15 protein-coding genes and 2 pseudogenes are annotated in these 16,856 nt (G+C 68.5%); 3 read left to right on the top strand and 14 right to left on the bottom strand.

The annotated features are described in order from the left end of the window. Window positions 1–227: 227 nt before the first annotated feature. From ACFY2Z_RS37535 to ACFY2Z_RS37525, 3 genes are all read right to left on the bottom strand, one after another. Window positions 228–779: an OsmC family protein gene (locus tag ACFY2Z_RS37535; RefSeq protein ID WP_390748478.1), complete on the bottom strand. Its 552-nt coding sequence runs from the start codon at window positions 777–779 to the stop codon at window positions 228–230. Between the two features lie 135 nt (window positions 780–914). Next, window positions 915–1,262: a carboxymuconolactone decarboxylase family protein gene (locus ACFY2Z_RS37530; RefSeq protein ID WP_390748477.1), complete on the bottom strand. Its 348-nt coding sequence runs from the start codon at window positions 1,260–1,262 to the stop codon at window positions 915–917. A gap of 83 nt (window positions 1,263–1,345) precedes the next feature. Beyond that, the gene (locus ACFY2Z_RS37525) at window positions 1,346–2,134 is read right to left on the bottom strand and encodes an SDR family NAD(P)-dependent oxidoreductase (protein WP_390748476.1); all 789 of its coding nucleotides are present in this window, start codon (window positions 2,132–2,134) and stop codon (window positions 1,346–1,348) included. Between the two features lie 364 nt (window positions 2,135–2,498). On the opposite strand from ACFY2Z_RS37525, the gene ACFY2Z_RS37520 reads away from it, so the two are divergent. After that, a complete protein-coding gene (locus ACFY2Z_RS37520; RefSeq protein WP_390748475.1) occupies window positions 2,499–3,407 on the top strand; it encodes a LysR family transcriptional regulator in 909 nt (302 codons plus the stop codon). 128 nt (window positions 3,408–3,535) lie between these two features. Here the strand turns inward: ACFY2Z_RS37520 and ACFY2Z_RS37515 are convergent. Further along, window positions 3,536–4,064, bottom strand: a pseudogene (locus tag ACFY2Z_RS37515) (transposase); the annotation flags it as partial. Window positions 4,065–4,084: 20 nt separating this feature from the next. Here ACFY2Z_RS37515 and ACFY2Z_RS37510 point away from each other — a divergent pair. Next, window positions 4,085–4,417 (top strand): annotated as a pseudogene (locus ACFY2Z_RS37510) (transposase); the annotation flags it as partial. A 412-nt stretch (window positions 4,418–4,829) separates the two neighbouring features. On the opposite strand, the gene ACFY2Z_RS37505 reads toward ACFY2Z_RS37510, so the two are convergent. Next, window positions 4,830–5,321 carry an NUDIX domain-containing protein gene (locus tag ACFY2Z_RS37505; RefSeq protein ID WP_390748474.1) on the bottom strand — a complete coding sequence of 164 codons (492 nt, stop codon included), beginning with the start codon at window positions 5,319–5,321 and terminating at the stop codon, window positions 4,830–4,832. 39 nt (window positions 5,322–5,360) lie between these two features. After that, window positions 5,361–6,431: an ADP-ribosylglycohydrolase family protein gene (locus tag ACFY2Z_RS37500; RefSeq protein ID WP_390748473.1), complete on the bottom strand. Its 1,071-nt coding sequence runs from the start codon at window positions 6,429–6,431 to the stop codon at window positions 5,361–5,363. Between the two features lie 193 nt (window positions 6,432–6,624). On the opposite strand from ACFY2Z_RS37500, the gene ACFY2Z_RS37495 reads away from it, so the two are divergent. After that, on the top strand, window positions 6,625–7,743 hold the full coding sequence (locus tag ACFY2Z_RS37495; protein WP_390748481.1) for a glycerate kinase: 1,119 nt from the start codon (window positions 6,625–6,627) through the stop codon (window positions 7,741–7,743). 93 nt (window positions 7,744–7,836) lie between these two features. Here the strand turns inward: ACFY2Z_RS37495 and pssA are convergent, their stop codons facing one another. The 8 genes from pssA to ACFY2Z_RS37455 form a co-directional block, all read right to left on the bottom strand. Next, window positions 7,837–8,658, bottom strand: coding sequence for a CDP-diacylglycerol--serine O-phosphatidyltransferase (pssA, locus tag ACFY2Z_RS37490; RefSeq protein ID WP_390748480.1), 822 nt, complete (start codon window positions 8,656–8,658; stop codon window positions 7,837–7,839). Between the two features lie 22 nt (window positions 8,659–8,680). Beyond that, complete coding sequence (locus tag ACFY2Z_RS37485) at window positions 8,681–9,337, bottom strand: phosphatidylserine decarboxylase (RefSeq protein ID WP_390748479.1); 657 nt, start codon at window positions 9,335–9,337, stop codon at window positions 8,681–8,683. A gap of 170 nt (window positions 9,338–9,507) precedes the next feature. After that, window positions 9,508–10,713 (bottom strand): acyl-CoA dehydrogenase family protein, encoded by a 1,206-nt coding sequence (locus tag ACFY2Z_RS37480; protein WP_390748472.1) that lies wholly within the window; start codon window positions 10,711–10,713, stop codon window positions 9,508–9,510. Beyond that, complete coding sequence (locus tag ACFY2Z_RS37475) at window positions 10,713–11,225, bottom strand: MaoC family dehydratase (protein WP_390748471.1); 513 nt, start codon at window positions 11,223–11,225, stop codon at window positions 10,713–10,715. Before ACFY2Z_RS37475 ends, ACFY2Z_RS37480 begins: the two co-directional genes overlap by 1 nt. A gap of 5 nt (window positions 11,226–11,230) precedes the next feature. Further along, window positions 11,231–12,196, bottom strand: coding sequence for an HpcH/HpaI aldolase/citrate lyase family protein (locus ACFY2Z_RS37470; RefSeq protein WP_390748470.1), 966 nt, complete (start codon window positions 12,194–12,196; stop codon window positions 11,231–11,233). Continuing rightward, window positions 12,193–14,241 carry a protein meaA gene (locus tag ACFY2Z_RS37465; RefSeq protein ID WP_390748469.1) on the bottom strand — a complete coding sequence of 683 codons (2,049 nt, stop codon included), beginning with the start codon at window positions 14,239–14,241 and terminating at the stop codon, window positions 12,193–12,195. The genes ACFY2Z_RS37470 and ACFY2Z_RS37465 overlap by 4 nt, the downstream gene beginning before the upstream one ends. A gap of 18 nt (window positions 14,242–14,259) precedes the next feature. Beyond that, the gene (gene ccrA / locus ACFY2Z_RS37460; RefSeq protein WP_390748468.1) at window positions 14,260–15,597 is read right to left on the bottom strand and encodes a crotonyl-CoA carboxylase/reductase; all 1,338 of its coding nucleotides are present in this window, start codon (window positions 15,595–15,597) and stop codon (window positions 14,260–14,262) included. Window positions 15,598–16,032: 435 nt separating this feature from the next. Further along, the gene (locus ACFY2Z_RS37455) at window positions 16,033–16,845 is read right to left on the bottom strand and encodes a TetR family transcriptional regulator (protein WP_390748467.1); all 813 of its coding nucleotides are present in this window, start codon (window positions 16,843–16,845) and stop codon (window positions 16,033–16,035) included. Between the last annotated feature and the right edge of the window lie 11 nt (window positions 16,846–16,856).

The raw sequence follows: 16,856 nt of genomic DNA, 5'->3' as shown, positions 1-16,856 counted from the left end.
TCAGAGCGGCCTTCCCGGCCTTGGTGTCACTCGTCACGTCAGTCATCAACTGTCGCTTCCAGCTCGGGAGTTACACCGCTCACCGTACAGACCCGCCGCGACGTGCGGAGGCTACGAGTAACGTCGTCTGGCCCCCGGAGCGCATCGATGGGATACGAAGCCAGGAACGAATCCGCTGCGCACGAGGGCGGAGCCGTCATCGGGGCGGTCAGTGTGGCACTGCTTGCTCAGGCAAGCGTGGTGAGGACGTCGACCGGGTTGGCAAGGGTGTCGCGGATGGCCGAACGCCTCTGGACGAGGGAGATCAGTTCTTCGAGCTGCCCACGAGTTGCGCTGGGGGCGTCGAGATCTACGCGCACGCGGATCTGCTGGAGGCCCGGACGGACCGAGGGGTCTATCCCGAGGAACCCGCGCATGTCGATGTCGGCTTCGAGTTCCAGACGGATTGCCTTCAGCTCGATGCCTTGTAGGGCGGCGTGGGTGGTGATGGTGACGGTGTAGCAGCCGGCCAGCGCGTGCAGCACGTACTCGGCCGGTGTGGGTGCAGTGTCAGAGCCCAGCGACGCCGTGGGCTCGTCGCTGGACATCTCGAACTTCGCCACGCGCGTCTCATCGCGTTCACCGCCCTGGGTCAGGACGCCGGTCCGCGTTGTGATCCGGTAGCCGCCCTGCCATGAACCATCGACGGTGAATGTGGCTCGGGCCAGCCTAGGTTCGGTCCGAATGGCGTCGGCGCTGGCCTGTAGTGCGCGGACGTCGATTTCATTGATGACGGACATCGGTGTGGTCTCCTACGGAGTGGGGGGATTGAGAGCGAGCGCCGGCCTTGCAACCGCGGTGCAAGGCTCGGGTCTGGGCGCGGCGCTCACTGCAGGCCGACAAAGGTGGCCGGCTGTGTCGGCTCTCGTGTCAGGTCACGGGGTGGTGGTTTTGTCGGCCTGGTCGAAGAACTTCATGGCCATGAACCCGTGTGCGTAGCTGCCGCCGGCGCGCAAGGCTGCGGCGGTCATGATGGTCTCGGCGAGTTCCTGCTGGGTTGCACCCGCGGCGTGTGCGGCCTTGGTGTGTGCCTCGATGCAGTACGCGCACTGGGTGGTCAGTGCCACGGCCACGGCCATGAGCTCAGTGTATTTGGGCGGGATGACGTTGTTGCTGCCCCGCAGGACCTGGCTGTCCCAGGCCATGAACGCCTTGAAGGCATCGGGGGCGCCCGCACGGATGTGCTTGGCGTACTGGTGGTCGGTGTGCTCGTGGTAAGACACAACGCTCCTGTGATGTCGGCCGTGCGGGACGCGGTGGTTCCGCAGCCGGTTGGTGTGTGGGGGAGTCGGGGGTGATCGCTGGGTCAGTAGATGTTGCGTCCGGCCCTGACGCCGCCGTCGACGTCCCAGGTGGCGCCGGTGACCCAATCGGTCTGGTCGGACAGGAGGAAAGCCACGGTGGGAGCGACGTCGTCCGGGGTTCCGACCCGGCCGAGAGGGTGGAAGCTGTTGAGCCCGTCGAGCATGGCGTCGATCTCGTCCTTGGGGGTGAACGCCTCGTAGATGGAGGTGCGCACCACAGCGGGAGCCACGGTGTTGACCCGGATTCCGTGCGGAGCCAGCTCCATGGCCAGGTGCTGGGTGAGGGAGTGCAGCCCGGCCTTGGCCACCGAGTACGCCGAGGACGGGGTCGCGGCCATGGCCTGGTGCGCCAGCATGCCTCCGATGTTGACGATGGCTCCCTTGTTGCCGCGGGCGATCATGTTGCCGGCGACGGTCTGGGTCACGAAGTAGAAGGCCCTCGTGATGGCCTGGTAGCGGTCGTAGTCCTCCTGGCTGTGCTCCAGGAATGACTTGGGCTCGAAGACGCCAGCGGCGTTGACGAGCAGGGTTGTGTCGGGGTGCTGCTTAGTCAGCTCGTCGCGCAGGTGATCCACTGCGGCTCGGTCGAAGAGGTCGGCGACCAGACCTACGGCCTTTCCGAATTCGGCGAGCTCGGCCGCGGCCTTGTCAGCGCTTTTCTGGCTCCGGCCGGTGACGACGGCACTGCCGCCGCCCTCGAGTACGCGGCGAGCAGAAGCCAGCCCCATACCGCTGGTGCCGCCGATGACGACGACCTTCCGTCCGGTGAAGTCGAGAGCGTTGGTGGACATGCTGTGTGCTCCTTGAGCGCTGCCCGCGCCGGTCCGCATGAACCGTACGGGTTCGCGTTTAGTGTGATATTTGAATAAAAGGGACATGACGATATGGCCTTCGCTCGGGAGTGGCAGCCGCCCCTCCTGAGCGTGGGAGTAAACTCTTTACTTGCTAAATGCAAGTAAAGAGTCGACGCCGAGCCATGGGCGTCTACGTAGAGAGCGTCGCCTGGAGGTGGCGGTCTGGGCCTCGTGGCGCCAGCCCGCTCCCATGGATCCCGGGGGACGTCTCGACTGTAGGACGCCCCAGGGGGAGGCGGTAGAGGATCAGGGCGAATGCGGGTATAACGGGTCGCTATGCCCTAGAGGAGAGAGCTGCATCGTGAACATCGAGACTTTGCGCTACGCCCAAGCCGTGTCCCGAACGAACTCCTTCAGTGCCGCCGCGCGGGCTTACGGTGTCACGCAGCCGGCCCTGTCGAACGGCGTTGCCCGACTGGAGGAGGAGTTCGGCATCAAGCTCTTCGACCGCTCTCCGCGGGGAGTCAAGCCCACGCCGCATGGCGCACGGATTCTGCCGCTGATCGACCGCGTCCTCGACGGCCTCGACACGCTTCTTGCCGAGACTCAGCGGCTGGCGCGTCCGGCCACCGAGCCGATTCGTATGGGCGTGTCACCCCTGATCGGTGCCGAACTGGTTGGGCGGGCGTTCCAGGCGGCCCGCACGCTGAAACGTCCGTGCGACGTGGTCCTACGGGAGGCGGACCAGAAGCCCCTGAGCAACGACCTTCAGACAGGCCGCCTGGACATCATCCTTGTCCCGGCCGTGCCTGGTCTGCCCACGTTCCGTCACCGCGTGATCGCCCGTGAGCCGGTGGTCGTGGTCGACCCCGCCGCATCCGGCGACGAAGGCCCGGTTGAGCTCAAGGACGTAGCGGACGCTGCCTACATCCTCGGCCCCAGCACCTGTGGCCTGACCACCTTCACGACAGAGCTCTTTGACAGCAACGACCTGGCATTGCGTACCTATCCCGGCGAGGCGGCCAGCTTCAGGGCCGTGGACGAGTGGGCTGCGATAGGCCTGGGGGCGGCGCTATTGCCCCGCTCCAAGATCACGCATGAGCACGCAAGTTGCCGCCCTCTTCTCCTGGCCGGGGCACCTGTCGACATCGCCTATGAGGCCGTCTGGGATTGTGACACCCCGCTTGGGGCCGACCTGGAAGAGCTGGTCAACGCTCTCGCCGTGTCCGAGGAGGCCCGACCGGGGAGGCTCGACTCTTTTCACCCCTAAGGGCGGAGGATCGATAAGAGGTCATCGCCGCTGCAGCGGCGCTCGGTTGCATCCTGGAAAGTGGCGCACTGACTAAGGAGTGTCCCGTAAAAGATCTACGGTTGCTGGTTGACCAGCTTGTTTCTCCGTTATCCGGCCAGGGTGAGGTTGTACAGGCGGGCGATGCCGAGCATGGCGTGGTGAACACCGTCACCTTTCAGGCGGCAGTCGCGCAGGATCTTCCAACCCTTCATCCGGGCGAAGGCGTGCTCGACGCGGGCACGGATTTTGCGGTGAGACGCGTTGTGTTCCTCTTTCCAGGCCGGAAGTTCGGCCTGGCCGTTCACGCCGGTGGGGGATGATCAGACCGGTGCCCCGGTAGCCACCGTCCGCGATGACCGTGGTGCGGCCGACGGCGTCCTTCGCACCGGACAGCTCCCACGCCTTGCAGTCGTTGCGGTTGCCGGGCACCGGCCGGCCGACGGCAACCACGAGCCGGGTGTCGGCGTCGATGACGACCTGGTGGTTGGTCGAGTACCTGTAGTTCTTCGACCGCTCGGCGACGGTGTGGTCGCGTGTGGGCACCAGGGTTCCGTCCACGATCAGCACGGCGTCCTTGCGGAACCGCTTGCGCGGCTGGAGCCCGAGCGACGGCCCGAGGTGGTCGATGAGCCGCCCTGGAGCGGTTCGCCGAGTTCGCCGATGCCTGGGGAAGGAAGTATCCGGCGATCGTGAAGCTATGGGAGAGCGCGTGGGAGGGGTTCACTCCGTTCCTGCGGTTCGACACGGAGATCCGCCGCATCGTCTGCACCACCAACGCGATCGAGTCGGTCAACGCCCGGATCCGGCGAGCGGTCAAAGCCCGCGGACACTTCCCGAACGAGCAGGCCGCCTTGAAGTGCGTCTACATGGCCATCATGTCGCTCGACCCCACCGGCAAGGGCCAGGCCCGCTGGACCATGCGCTGGAAGACCGCGCTGAACGCCTTCGACATCACCTTCGACGGCCGGCTCTCAGTGGCCCGCCAGTAACCCAACCACCCCGTTTACACCGTTCGTTTGACAGACCCCGGCTCTCGACGAACCGACGGGCGTCGTTCTCCTGCTCCTCCCGGCTCCTGATGTCGCCGCCCATGGCCGGGCGCCATCTCGGGCTGTAGCCGGCGGGGTGGTCTAGCGTCCTGCCCGGAGCTGATGCGAATGACTCGTCGGCGTCCGGTTCGAGGGACAGCCGGACCAACCCTCCCCAGTTCTGCCCGTCTAAGTCACCCCAGTGCGCCCGCTGTACCAGGTCATCGGTCATGGCGCGAGGTTACTTCCACCAATGCTCTGCTCGGCGGAGATACCGGCGCCGCTGAGAAGAGCGACGAGGGGCTTGGTCATGTCACCGAGGGTAGGCCGGGCCGTCGCGTCGCGGCCAACGGATATCGGTGCCGTGCCCGGGTCAGCCGACGCGGTGGCCGTTCTCCAGTTCCGCCGTGCTCGCGCCCTCGGCGAGTACGTCGAGGGCGGTCAGGACGCGGCGGCCCAGGGCGCCCGGCAGATGGCCGGTGATCTCCTCGCGCGGGACGAGGCGCCACGACAGCAGCTCCTCCTCCTGGAGCCGGATCGCCTTGAGGTCGTCCTCGCCGAGGACCCCGCCGTCGTAGAGGTACGCCACGAGCGGCGGCCGTGCCGACCCGTGGACCCAGTCGACCGCGAGCAGCCGGCCCGGCTCCACGTCGAGGCCGATCTCCTCCAGCGTCTCGCGACGCGCGCCCTGGCGGGGGGTCTCGCCGTCGTCCGACTCGATCGTGCCGCCCGGCAGCGCCCAGCCGTCACGGTAGTTGGGCTCGACGAGCAGGATCCGTCCGGCGGTGTCGCGGAACAGGACGGCGGCTCCGGCGAGGACGCGGGGCAGGCCCGCGATGTACGTGGCGAAGTCTGGAGTGGTCATTCTGGAAGGGTAGCCAGCCGCCACCGGTGCTTCCGCGGCTCATCGGGCTTCGGTCTCTGCCAGCCGTAGCGTCCGGTCCGCCAGTTCGCTGATGCGCATGCCGTCGAAACCGAAGACAGCGCTGCGGACCGTGTCCTCCAGCGGGTCCTTCCACTGCGCCGGGATCGCCTGCGCACCGTTGAGGACGCCCGCGACCGAGCCCGCGGTGGCGCCGTTGGAGTCGGTGTCCAGGCCGCCGCGGACGGTCAGTGCGATGGTCCGGGTGAAGTCGCCGTCGCCGTAGAGGAGTCCCGCGGTGAGGACCGCCGCGTTCGGGACCGTGTGGATCCAGCCGAGCCCGCCCGTCTCCGCGACCACCGTGTCGAGCGTCTCCTCCCAGCTCAGCCGGGTCTCGTGCAGGGAGATCACCCGGCGTACGGTCCGGGCGAGGCGACTGCTCGCCGGGATCAGCGCCAGTGCCGTGTCCAGGGCGTGCCGGACCGTGGGCGCGCTGAACGCCGCCGCGATCAGCGCGGCCGCGAACATCGCACCGTAGACCCCGTTGCCGCTGTGCGACAGGACCGCGTCCCGGCGGGCCAGCGCGGCGGCCCGCTGGGGGGCACCCGGGCTGGTCCAGCCGTGGATGTCGGCGCGGATCAGCGCGCCGATCCACTCCTGGTAGGGGTTGTCGTACGTGGCCGTGAGCGGTGGCCTGAGACCGTTCGCGAGATTGCGGTACGCGGCCCGCTCGGCGGTGAACGTCTGCAGATACGGCAGCCGCAGCAGCCACAGGTCGCCCACCTGCTCGGTGCTGAAGCCGAAGCCGTGCGTCTCCAGCAGGTCGAGGCCGAGGATCGCGTAGTCGACGTCGTCGTCGCGGCAACTGCCGTGGATGCGGCCGCGTACGCACTGGCGCCATTCGGGGCGCAGCTCACGGCGGTCGGTCTCGGTGGCGGGCTCGGGCAGATAGTCGGTGAGCGGCAGGGCGGAGGCCTGCCGCAGATAGTGGTCGATGCGCTCGCGTGTCCACAGGTCGCCGCGCTCGACCGGCTTGCCGAGCATGTTGCCCGAGATCCGGCCCAGCCAGCCCCCGAGGATCCGGTCGGCGAGTTCGGTGCCCGCATGGGTCATGGGTCCGGTCTACCCGATTCCGCGGCGGTTGTGCCGTGTTCGGGAGCCGGACGGGCGTGGCGGTGGCGGGGGGCTGCGGCTAGGGTCGCAGCGGCGCGACTGCCTTGACATGCGCAAGGCCTGGAGAGCAAGGGGAGTGCAGGTGGCGGACGCTGCAGTGAACGACACCCGGCGGACAGGGCAGGCCCGGCGGGTGCTCATCGCCGCTGACAAGTTCAAGGGGTCGCTGACGGCCGTGCAGGTCGCGGCACGGGTCACCGCGGGGCTGCGCAGAGTCGTGCCGGATCTCGACGTCGAGGCGCTGCCCGTGGCCGACGGCGGCGACGGAACCGTGGACGCGGCCGTGGCGGCCGGTTTCCAGCGGCGCGAGACGCGGGTCGCGGGCCCGCTCGGCCAGGAGGTGGCGGCGGCCTTCGCGCTGCGCGGCGACACCGCCGTCGTGGAGATGGCGGAGGCGAGCGGACTCCAGCGGCTGCCCGCCGGGGTCTTCGCACCGCTGACCGCGTCCACGTACGGCTCCGGGGAGCTGCTGCGGGCCGCGCTGGACGCCGGGGCGCGGACGATCGTGTTCGGGGTCGGCGGGAGCGCGACCACGGACGGGGGCGCGGGGATGCTGTCCGCGCTCGGGGCGCGGTTCCTGGACGAGGAGGGAGAGCCGCCGGCGCCGGGCGGCGGGGGACTGGGCCGGCTCGCCCGCGCCGACCTCTCGGGCCTCGATCCCCGGCTCTCCTCCGTGGACCTGGTGCTCGCAAGCGACGTCGACAACCCGCTGACCGGCCCGAAGGGGGCACCCGCGGTCTACGGCCCGCAGAAGGGGGCCTCACCGGACGACGTGGCGGCCCTGGACGCGGCGCTGGCGCACTACGCCGAGGTGCTTCAGGGGGCGATCGGTCCCCGGGCGGTGGAGTACGCGGTGGCGCCGGGCGCGGGCGCCGCGGGCGGCCTCGGGTACGGCGCGCTGGTCCTCGGGGCGCGTTTCCGGCCCGGCATCGAGGTCATGCTGGACGTCTTGGGCTTCGAGCCGGCGCTGGCGCGGGCCTCGCTGGTGATCACGGGCGAGGGATCGCTGGACGAGCAGACGCTGCACGGGAAGGCCCCGGCGGGGGTCGCCGCGGCGGCGCGCGCGGCCGGCAAGGAGGTCGTCGCGGTGTGCGGGCGGCTGGCCCTGCCGCCGGAGGCACTGGGGCGGGCCGGGATCCGCCGGGCGTATCCGCTGACGGAGACGGAACCGGACCTCGCGACGTGCCTCACGGACGCGGGGCCGATCCTGGAGCGGGTGGCGGAACGGATCGCCCGGGACTTCCTGGTCTGAACCTGCGCACCGGGGCGCCGCCCCGTACCCCGTCGGTGATACGTGAAGGGCCCCGAACCGGATGGTTCGGGGCCCTTCGAGGTCGTGCGGCCGTTACGGCAGCTGCGCGGCGCGCGCCTCACGGCGGTTGTCGCGGAAGTTGTTCACCCGGCGCGCCGTGGCGAACAGCGGGATCACCGCGCCCATGACCAGCTGCAGCGCGCAGCCCGTCTGCAGGAGCAGCTGGCCGCCCGGGGCGTCGAACGCCCAGGCCGCCAGGAGACCCATCGACAGGACGATCCAGGACAGCATCGCCCCCGCGAGACGGCCCCGCGGCTTCGGGTACTCCACCCGGCTCACCATCAGCCACGCGGTGCCGAGGATCGCCAGCAGGGTGGCGAAGAACGGCAGCTCCAGGAGGACGATCGAGACCACCGTCAGCGCGCCGAAGGGAGAGGGCATGCCCTGGAACATGCCGTCCTTCAGCGTCACGCAGGAGAACCTCGCGAGTCTGAGCACCACCGCGAGCAGCACCACGATCGCTCCGACCGCGGCCACCCGCTGGTGCGCGTCGTCCGCCACCATGCCGTAGACCAGGACGAAGTACGCCGGGGCCAGACCGAAGCTGATCAGGTCCGAGAGGTTGTCCAGCTCCGCGCCCATGGGCGACGAGCGCAGCTTACGGGCGACCAGGCCGTCGAACAGGTCGAAGACCGCGGCGCAGAGCATCAGGATGACCGCCGTGGCGGCACTGTGCCGGGCCATGCCGGTCGACTCGTCGTTGCCCGTCAGGTGCGGGATCAGGATCCCGGTGGTGGTGAAGTACACCGCCATGAAGCCGCAGGTGGCGTTGCCGAGCGTGAGGGTGTCCGCTATCGAGAGGCGGAGCGAGAGAGGCATCTCCTCCTCGTCGTCCACCTCGTCGGCCTCCGGCACCCAGCCGGCCTTGGTATCGGGATCAATCACGGTCAAGACGAGTCACCCCAGCCACGGTCTTCTGGCCGACCTCGACCGCGACCTCCACGCCCTCGGGCAGATAGAGGTCGACACGCGAGCCGAAGCGGATCAGACCGATACGGTCGCCCTGCTCGACCTTCGTGCCCTGCGGGAGGTAGGGCACGATGCGACGGGCCACCGCGCCGGCGATCTGGATCATCTCGATGTCGCCGAGTTCGGTGTCGAAATGCCAGACTACGCGCTCGTTGTTCTCGCTCTCTTTGTTGAAAGCGGGAACAAAGCCACCGGGGATGTGCTCGACCGACGTGACCGTGCCGGAGAGCGGCGCACGGTTCACGTGGACGTTGAGCGGGCTCATGAAGATCGCGACGCGGGTGCGTCCGTCCTTCCACGGCATGATGCTCTGCACCACACCGTCGGCGGGCGAGATCACGCGGCCCTGGGCGATCTCGCGCTCCGGGTCGCGGAAGAACCACAGCATGCCGGCCGCGAGGGCCGTGGCGGGTACGGCCACGGCCTTGGCGGCGCCGGAGCGGCGCGCCCGGGCCAGGCTGAGGGCTGCGGTGGCAACGGTCGGGAGAAGCCACGGCGATGCTCCGCGCGCGAGGCGTACGCCGGCCAGGCTGTCGCGTGGTGCAGAGGTTTGGCTGTGGGGCATGGATGACCTTCGTAGCGGATGATGCCGCGCTTCGACGGGGGACGGCGGCTTTCCGGCGATCGTACCGGGCGCGGACCGCAACTCGGCAAGCCAGGAAGCTGAGTCGGCGGCCGAACTGTCTTGACGGGGTGTGATCTTCTTCGCGAAGAAAACACCCCGTAAACGGACAACTAGCCCTGGAGTCGATACTCTTCGAGCAGTCGGCGACCGATGATCATTTTCTGGATTTCGGCGGTGCCTTCACCGATCAGCAGCATCGGAGCCTCACGATACAGGCGCTCGATCTCGTACTCCTTGGAGAAGCCGTAGCCGCCGTGGATCCGGAACGCATCTTCTACGACTTCCTTGCAGTACTCCGACGCGAGGTACTTCGCCATGCCCGCTTCGAGGTCGTTTCGCTGGCCGGAGTCCTTTTTGCGTGCCGCGTTCACCATCATGGCGTGCGCGGCCTCCACCTTGGTGGCCATTTCCGCCAGCTTGAACTGAATCGCCTGGTGCTGGGCGATCGGCTTGCCGAAGGTGTGCCGCTGCTGCGCGTACGAAACGCCCAGCTCGAAGGCACGCTGAGCGACACCGCAGCCACGCGCCGCGACATTCACCCGGCCGACCTCGACTCCGTCCATCATTTGGTAAAACCCTCGGCCGGTGACCCCGCCGAGCACCCGATCGGCCGGAATGCGCAGACCGTCCATGATGAGTTCCGTGGTGTCGACACCCTTGTAACCCATCTTGTCGATCTTCCCGGGGATGGTGAGGCCCGGGCGGACCTCGCCGAAGCCGGGCTCCTTCTCGACCAGGAAGGTCGTCATCGACTTGTGCGGCGCGGTGCCCTCGGGGTGGCCTTCGTCACTCCGGACGAGCACCGCGACGAGCGAGGACGTGCCGCCGTTCGTCAGCCACATCTTCTGGCCGGTCAGCACGTACTCGTCGCCGTCCCTGACCGCCTTGGACGTGATCGCCGACACGTCGGAGCCGAGCGCGGGCTCTGACATCGAGAAGGCGCCGCGGATCTCGCCGAGGGCCATCTTCGGCAGGAAGTGGTCCTTCTGCTCCTGCGTGCCGTGCTGCTTGAGCATGTACGCCACGATGAAGTGCGTGTTGATGATGCCGGAGACCGACATCCAGCCGCGGGCGATCTCCTCCACGCACAGCGCGTACGTCAGGAGCGACTCGCCCAGGCCCCCGTACTCCTCGGGGATCATCAGACCGAACAGGCCCAGCTCCTTGAGGCCGTCGACGATCTGCTGCGGGTACTCGTCGCGGTGCTCCAGCTCGGTCGCGACCGGGATGATCTCCTTGTCCACGAAGTCGCGGACGGTGGAGAGGATCTCCTGCTGGACGTCTGTCAGACCGTGGGTCTGGGCGAGACGGCTCATCACTTCTCCTGGGACTTCAGCTCCGGGCGGCCGGGCTGCTCGCCGCCGCGCTCCTTGATGTACGTCTCGGTGGGCACCATCACCTTGCGGCGGAAGACGCACACGAGTGTGCCGTCCTGCTTGTAGCCCTTGGTCTCGACATGGACGATGCCGCGGTCGTTCTTCGACTTCGACGGCCACTTGTCGAGCACGGTCGTCTCACCGTAGATGGTGTCGCCGTGGAAGGTCGGCGCCACGTGCTTGAGCGACTCGATCTCCAGGTTGGCGATCGCCTTGCCGGAGATGTCCGGGACGGACATGCCGAGCAGCAGCGAGTAGACGTAGTTGCCCACGACGACGTTCCGGCCGAAGTCCGTCGTCTTCTCCGCATAGTTCGTGTCCATGTGGAGGGGGTGGTGGTTCATGGTGAGAAGGCAGAACAGGTGGTCGTCGTACTCCGTGACCGTCTTGCCGGGCCAGTGCTTGTACGTGGCCCCGACCTCGAACTCCTCGTAGGTCCGTCCGAACTGCATGACGCTCAGGCCTCCGGGATCTCGAACGTGCTGGTGCGCTGCATGCCGGCCGCCCGGCCCTTGCCCGCGATGACCAGCGCCATCTTGCGGCTCGCCTCGTCGATCATCTCGTCGCCGAGCATCGCGGAGCCCTTCTTGCCGCCGGCCTCGGACGTGTAGTAGTCGTACGCGTCCAGGATCAGCTCGGCGTGGTCGTAGTCCTCCTGGGAGGGCGAGAACACCTCGTTGGCGGCGTCCACCTGACCCGGGTGGAGCACCCACTTGCCGTCGAAGCCGAGCGCGGCGGCGCGGCCGGCGACCTCGCGGAAGCCGTCGACGTTGCGGATCTGAAGGTAGGGGCCGTCGATCGCCTGGAGGTTGTTGGCGCGGGCGGCCATCAGGATCTTCATCAGGATGTAGTGGTAGGCGTCCGCCGGGTAGCCGGGCGGCTGCTCGCCCACGACCAGCGACTTCATGTTGATCGACGCCATGAAGTCGGCGGGGCCGAAGATGATGGTCTCGACACGCGGGGAGGCCTGCGCGATCGCGTTGACGTTGTTCAGGCCCTGCGCGTTCTCGATCTGCGCCTCGATACCGATGCGGCCGACCTCGAAGCCCATCGTCTTCTCGATCTGGGTGAGCAGGAGGTCGAGCGCGACGACCTGCTCGGCGTTCTGCACCTTCGGCAGCATGATGCAGTCGAGGTTCGGGCCCGCGCCCTCGACCACCGTCACGACGTCGCGGTACGTCCACTCGGTCGTCCAGTCGTTCACCCGTACGACCCGCGTCTTGCCCGTCCAGTCGCCCTCGTTGAGGAACTTGACGACGGTGTGCCGCGCCTCGGGCTTGGCCAGCGGCGCGCACGCGTCCTCCAGGTCCAGGAAGACCTGGTCGGCGGGGAGGCCCTGCGCCTTCTCCAGGAAGCGGGGGTTCGAGCCCGGAACGGCCAGGCAGGAGCGCCGCGGGCGAAGGCGGTTGACAGGGGTCTTCATGCGGGGACCTCCAGAGGGTCGAGCTTGTTCGCTTTCCGGATCTCGTCGACGATACGGCCGATGATCCCGGTGATGTCGAAGTCCTTCGGGGTGAAGACCGCCGCCACTCCGGCGGCCCTGAGCTGTTCGGCGTCGGCGTTGGGGATGATCCCGCCGGCGATGACGGGTATGTCGGCCGCACCGGCCTCCCGGAGCCGCTCCAGCACGTCGGGCACCAGCTGCGCGTGCGAGCCGGAGAGGATCGACAGCCCGACCGCGTGCACGTCCTCCGCGAGGGCCGCGTCCACGATCTGCTCCGGCGTCAGCCGGATGCCCTGGTAGACCACCTCGAACCCGGCGTCACGGGCCCGTACGGCGATCTGCTCGGCGCCGTTGGAGTGCCCGTCCAGGCCCGGCTTGCCGACCAGGAAGCGGAGCTTGCCGACTGCGAGGTCCCGGGCCGTCAGTTCCACCTTGCGGCGCACCTTGGCCATCGCCGTGCCCTCCTCGGCGGTCACCGCGACCGGCGCGGAGGACACGCCCGTGGGGGCGCGGAACTCGCCGAACACCTCGCGCAGGGCGCCGGCCCACTCGCCGGTCGTGACGCCGGCGCGGGCGCACTCCAGGGTGGCCTCCATGAGGTTCTCGGTGCCCTTGGCCGCCTCCTTCAGCCGCTCCAGCGCCTTGCAGGGGCGCGGGTGGTTGAACGGCGGCTGGTAACGGGTGTCCCGCCACGCCTGCAGCGAGGCGATGACGCGGGCCTCGACCGCCGGGTCGACCGTCTGGATCGCGGTGTCCAGATCGGCCGTGAGCGGGTTCGGCTCCGTGGTCTCGAAGATGTTGACGCCGATGATCTTCTCTTCGCCGGACTCGATCCGGGCCCGGCGCTCGGCGTGCGACGCCACGAGCTGCGACTTGAGGTAGCCCGACTCGACGGCGGCCATGGCGCCGCCCATCTCCTGGATCCGCTCGATCTCGGCGAGCGACTCCTCGACCAGCCCCCTCACCTTGGTCTCGATGACCGTGGAGCCCTCGAAGATGTCGTCGTACTCCAGCAGATCGCTCTCGTGCGCGAGCACCTGCTGGATGCGCAGCGACCACTGCTGGTCCCAGGGCCGGGGCAGGCCCAGCGCCTCGTTCCAGGCGGGGAGCTGCACGGCGCGGGCGCGTGCGTCCTTGGAGAGGGTCACGGCCAGCATCTCCAGCACGATCCGCTGGACGTTGTTCTCCGGCTGCGCCTCGGTCAGCCCCAGGGAGTTGACCTGGACGCCGTAGCGGAAGCGACGGTGCTTGGGGTTCTCGATGCCGTACCGCTCGCGCGTGATCTTGTCCCAGATACGGCCGAACGCCCGCATCTTGCACATCTCCTCGACGAAGCGGACGCCCGCGTTCACGAAGAAGGAGATACGGCCGACGACATCGCCCATGCGCTCCTGCGGCACCTGGCCGCCGTCGCGCACCGCGTCGAGTACGGCGATCGCCGTGGACATCGCGTACGCGATCTCCTGCACCGGCGTGGCGCCCGCCTCCTGCAGGTGGTAGCTGCAGATGTTGATCGGGTTCCACTTGGGGATGTGGGAGACCGTGTACGCGATCATGTCCGTCGTCAGCCGGAGCGAGGGCCCCGGCGGGAAGACGTGCGTACCGCGCGAGAGGTACTCCTTGACGATGTCGTTCTGGGTCGTGCCCTGGAGCTGGGTGATGTCCGCGCCCTGCTCCTCCGCGACGACCTGGTAGAGCGCCAGCAGCCACATGGCCGTGGCGTTGATGGTCATCGAGGTGTTCATCTGCTCCAGGGGTATGTCCTGGAACAGCCGGCGCATGTCACCGAGGTGCGCGACCGGGACCCCGACCCGGCCGACCTCGCCGCGGGCGAGGACGTGGTCGGAGTCGTAGCCGGTCTGCGTCGGCAGGTCGAACGCGACCGACAGGCCGGTCTGGCCCTTGGCGAGGTTGCGCCGGTACAGCTCGTTGGACGCCTCGGCCGTGGAGTGACCGGCGTACGTGCGCATGAGCCACGGCCGGTCCTTCTGCCTCCGGGACCCAGAGGGCTGACGCTCTGTCATCTGTTACCTCCGCTGCCCTCAGATGTTCCGGAAGCGGTTGATCGCGTCGACGTGCTGCGCGCGCATCTCCGGGTCGCGCACGCCGAGGCCTTCCTCCGGGGCGAGGCACAGGACGCCGACCTTGCCCTGGTGGAGGTTGCGGTGCACGTCGTGGGCGGCCTGGCCGGTCTCCTCCAGGGAGTACACCTTCGACAGCGTCGGGTGGATCTTGCCCTTGGCGATGAGGCGGTTGGCCTCCCAGGCCTCGCGGTAGTTGGCGAAGTGGGAGCCGATGATGCGCTTCAGGGACATCCACAGGTAGCGGTTGTCGTACTCGTGGTTGTAGCCCGAGGTGGAGGCGCAGGTGACGATCGTGCCGCCCTTGCGGGTCACGTAGACCGAGGCGCCGAAGGTCTCGCGGCCGGGGTGCTCGAAGACGATGTCGACGTCCTCACCGCCGGTCAGCTCGCGGATGCGCTTGCCGAAGCGCTTCCACTCCTTGGGGTCCTGGTTGTGCTCGTCCTTCCAGAACTTGTAGTCCTCGGCGGTGCGGTCGATGATCGCCTCGGCGCCCATCGAGCGGCAGATCTCCGCCTTGGCCGGCGAGGAGACGACACAGATGGGGTTCGCGCCGCCCGCGAGCGCGAACTGGGTCGCGTACGAGCCGAGGCCGCCGCTCGCGCCCCAGATCAGGACGTTGTCGCCCTGCTTCATCTGGGCGCCGTTGCGGGAGACCAGCTGGCGGTAGGCGGTGGAGTTGACCAGACCGGGCGCCGCGGCCTCCTCCCAGCTGAGGTGGCCGGGCTTGGGCATCAGCTGGTTCGACTTCACCAGCGCGATCTCGGCGAGGCCGCCGAAGTTGGTCTCGAAGCCCCAGATGCGCTGCTCCGGGTCGAGCATCGTGTCGTTGTGGCCGTCGGAGGACTCCAGTTCGACCGAGAGGCAGTGCGCGACGACCTCGTCGCCCGGCTTCCAGGAGTTGACGCCCGGGCCGGTGCGCAGGACCACGCCCGCGAGGTCGGAGCCGATGATGTGGTACGGGAGGTCGTGGCGCTTGGTGAGCTCGCTCAGCCGGCCGTAGCGCTCCAGGAAGCCGAACGTCGACAGCGGCTCGAAGATCGAGGTCCACACCGAGTTGTAGTTGACCGAGGAGGCCATCACGGCCACGAGGGCCTCGCCCGGGCCCAGCTCGGGCAGCGGGACGTCGTCGACATGCAGTGACTTGCGGGGGTCCTTGTCACGGGTGGTGAGCCCGGCGAACATCTCCGTCTCGTCCTTGTGCACGGTGACCGCGCGGTACGACTCGGGGAGCGGGAGAGCGGCGTAGTCGGCGGACGTGGCCGTCCCCGACTGGATCGCGTCCAGGATGTCCTTCACGGTGTTGCCTCCGGCGAAAGAGCGTCTTGAGGGGAGACGCTGAGGGTTACGTCGGTGTGCTGCTGCTGAAGAGAGAGGTGCCGTCGGTTCGGCCCGGTGGTGCTGTGGCAGCGCTTTGTGGCGCGAGAGGTGCCTGTGACGCAGGCGTCCGGGCGCGCTCGCCTGGGAGGCTTGCGGGGACAGCCGGCGTACGAAAGGTCTCTGCACGCCGGCCGCCCGGACAACACCAACGTATGGCACGGCGTGTCACCCCGCAAGGCACTGCGTGCCAGATATCTGTCTCAGATGAAATCTTTACGTAACAAATGAGCGATGATCGATCAAAGTTACTGACGAGTATGGGCAGGGCGGGCAAAAGGAACGGACCGGTGGCGGCGTCAGGCCGCCACAGGTCCGTGGTGGGTCCGGAGGACTCTTGTCGGGGCTGAAATACGCCTAGGAACGCTCCTTGAGGGCCTGCTCGATGGTCCGCATGACCTCGTCGAGCGGCGCGTCGGTCCTGGCCACCGCCACCAGTACCTCGCCCTGCGCGGTCACGGTGGCCGGAGCGGTCCGGGGGGCGGGCCCGCGGCCGGCCCCGATCCCGGTGCCGAACGTCCTGCGCACGATCGCGAAGGCATGGTCGAGCTGGGTCTCGACGTCCCCCTGGCCGCCGGCCCGCAGCCAGCGCCGCAGGACATGGTTGTGGGCGGTGACGACCGCCGACGCGGCGACCTCCGCCAGCAGCGGATCGTCGTTCGCGTCGTCGTCGTGCGCGTGCTCGTCGAAGTGGCCCAGCAGATAGCGGGTGAACAGGCGCTCGTAGCGGGCCACCGAGGCGATCTCCGCCTCCCGCAGGGTCGGCACCTCGCGGGTGAGCTTGTAACGCTGCACGGAGATCTCCGGCCGTGCCGCGTACATCTTCATCACTTCCTTGATGCCGCGGCACACGGTGTCCAGCGGGTGCTCGTGCGCGGGCGCGGCGTTGAGCACCGCCTCGGCGCGGACCAGAGTGTCGTCGTGGTCGGGGAAGATGGCCTCTTCCTTGGAACGGAAGTGGCGGAAGAAGGTGCGCCGGGCGACCCCGGCTGCCGCCGCGATCTCGTCGACGGTGGTCGCTTCGTACCCTTTGGTGGCGAACAGCTCCATCGCCGCGGCCGCCAGTTCTCGGCGCATCTTGAGCCGCTGGGCGGCGGCGCGGCTGCCTGCGGCACTCTCCGGCGCGTCGGGCGTAGCTGGTGTACGTGAGGACTTGGCGGGCTGGGACATGACCCGAACGT

It is taken from the genome of Streptomyces sp. NPDC001222 (assembly GCF_042896945.1).
Classification (GTDB): domain Bacteria; phylum Actinomycetota; class Actinomycetes; order Streptomycetales; family Streptomycetaceae; genus Streptomyces; species Streptomyces gibsoniae.
The sequence above is the reverse complement of the archived record's forward strand: the minus strand, read 5'-3'. Positions and strand labels throughout refer to the sequence as shown.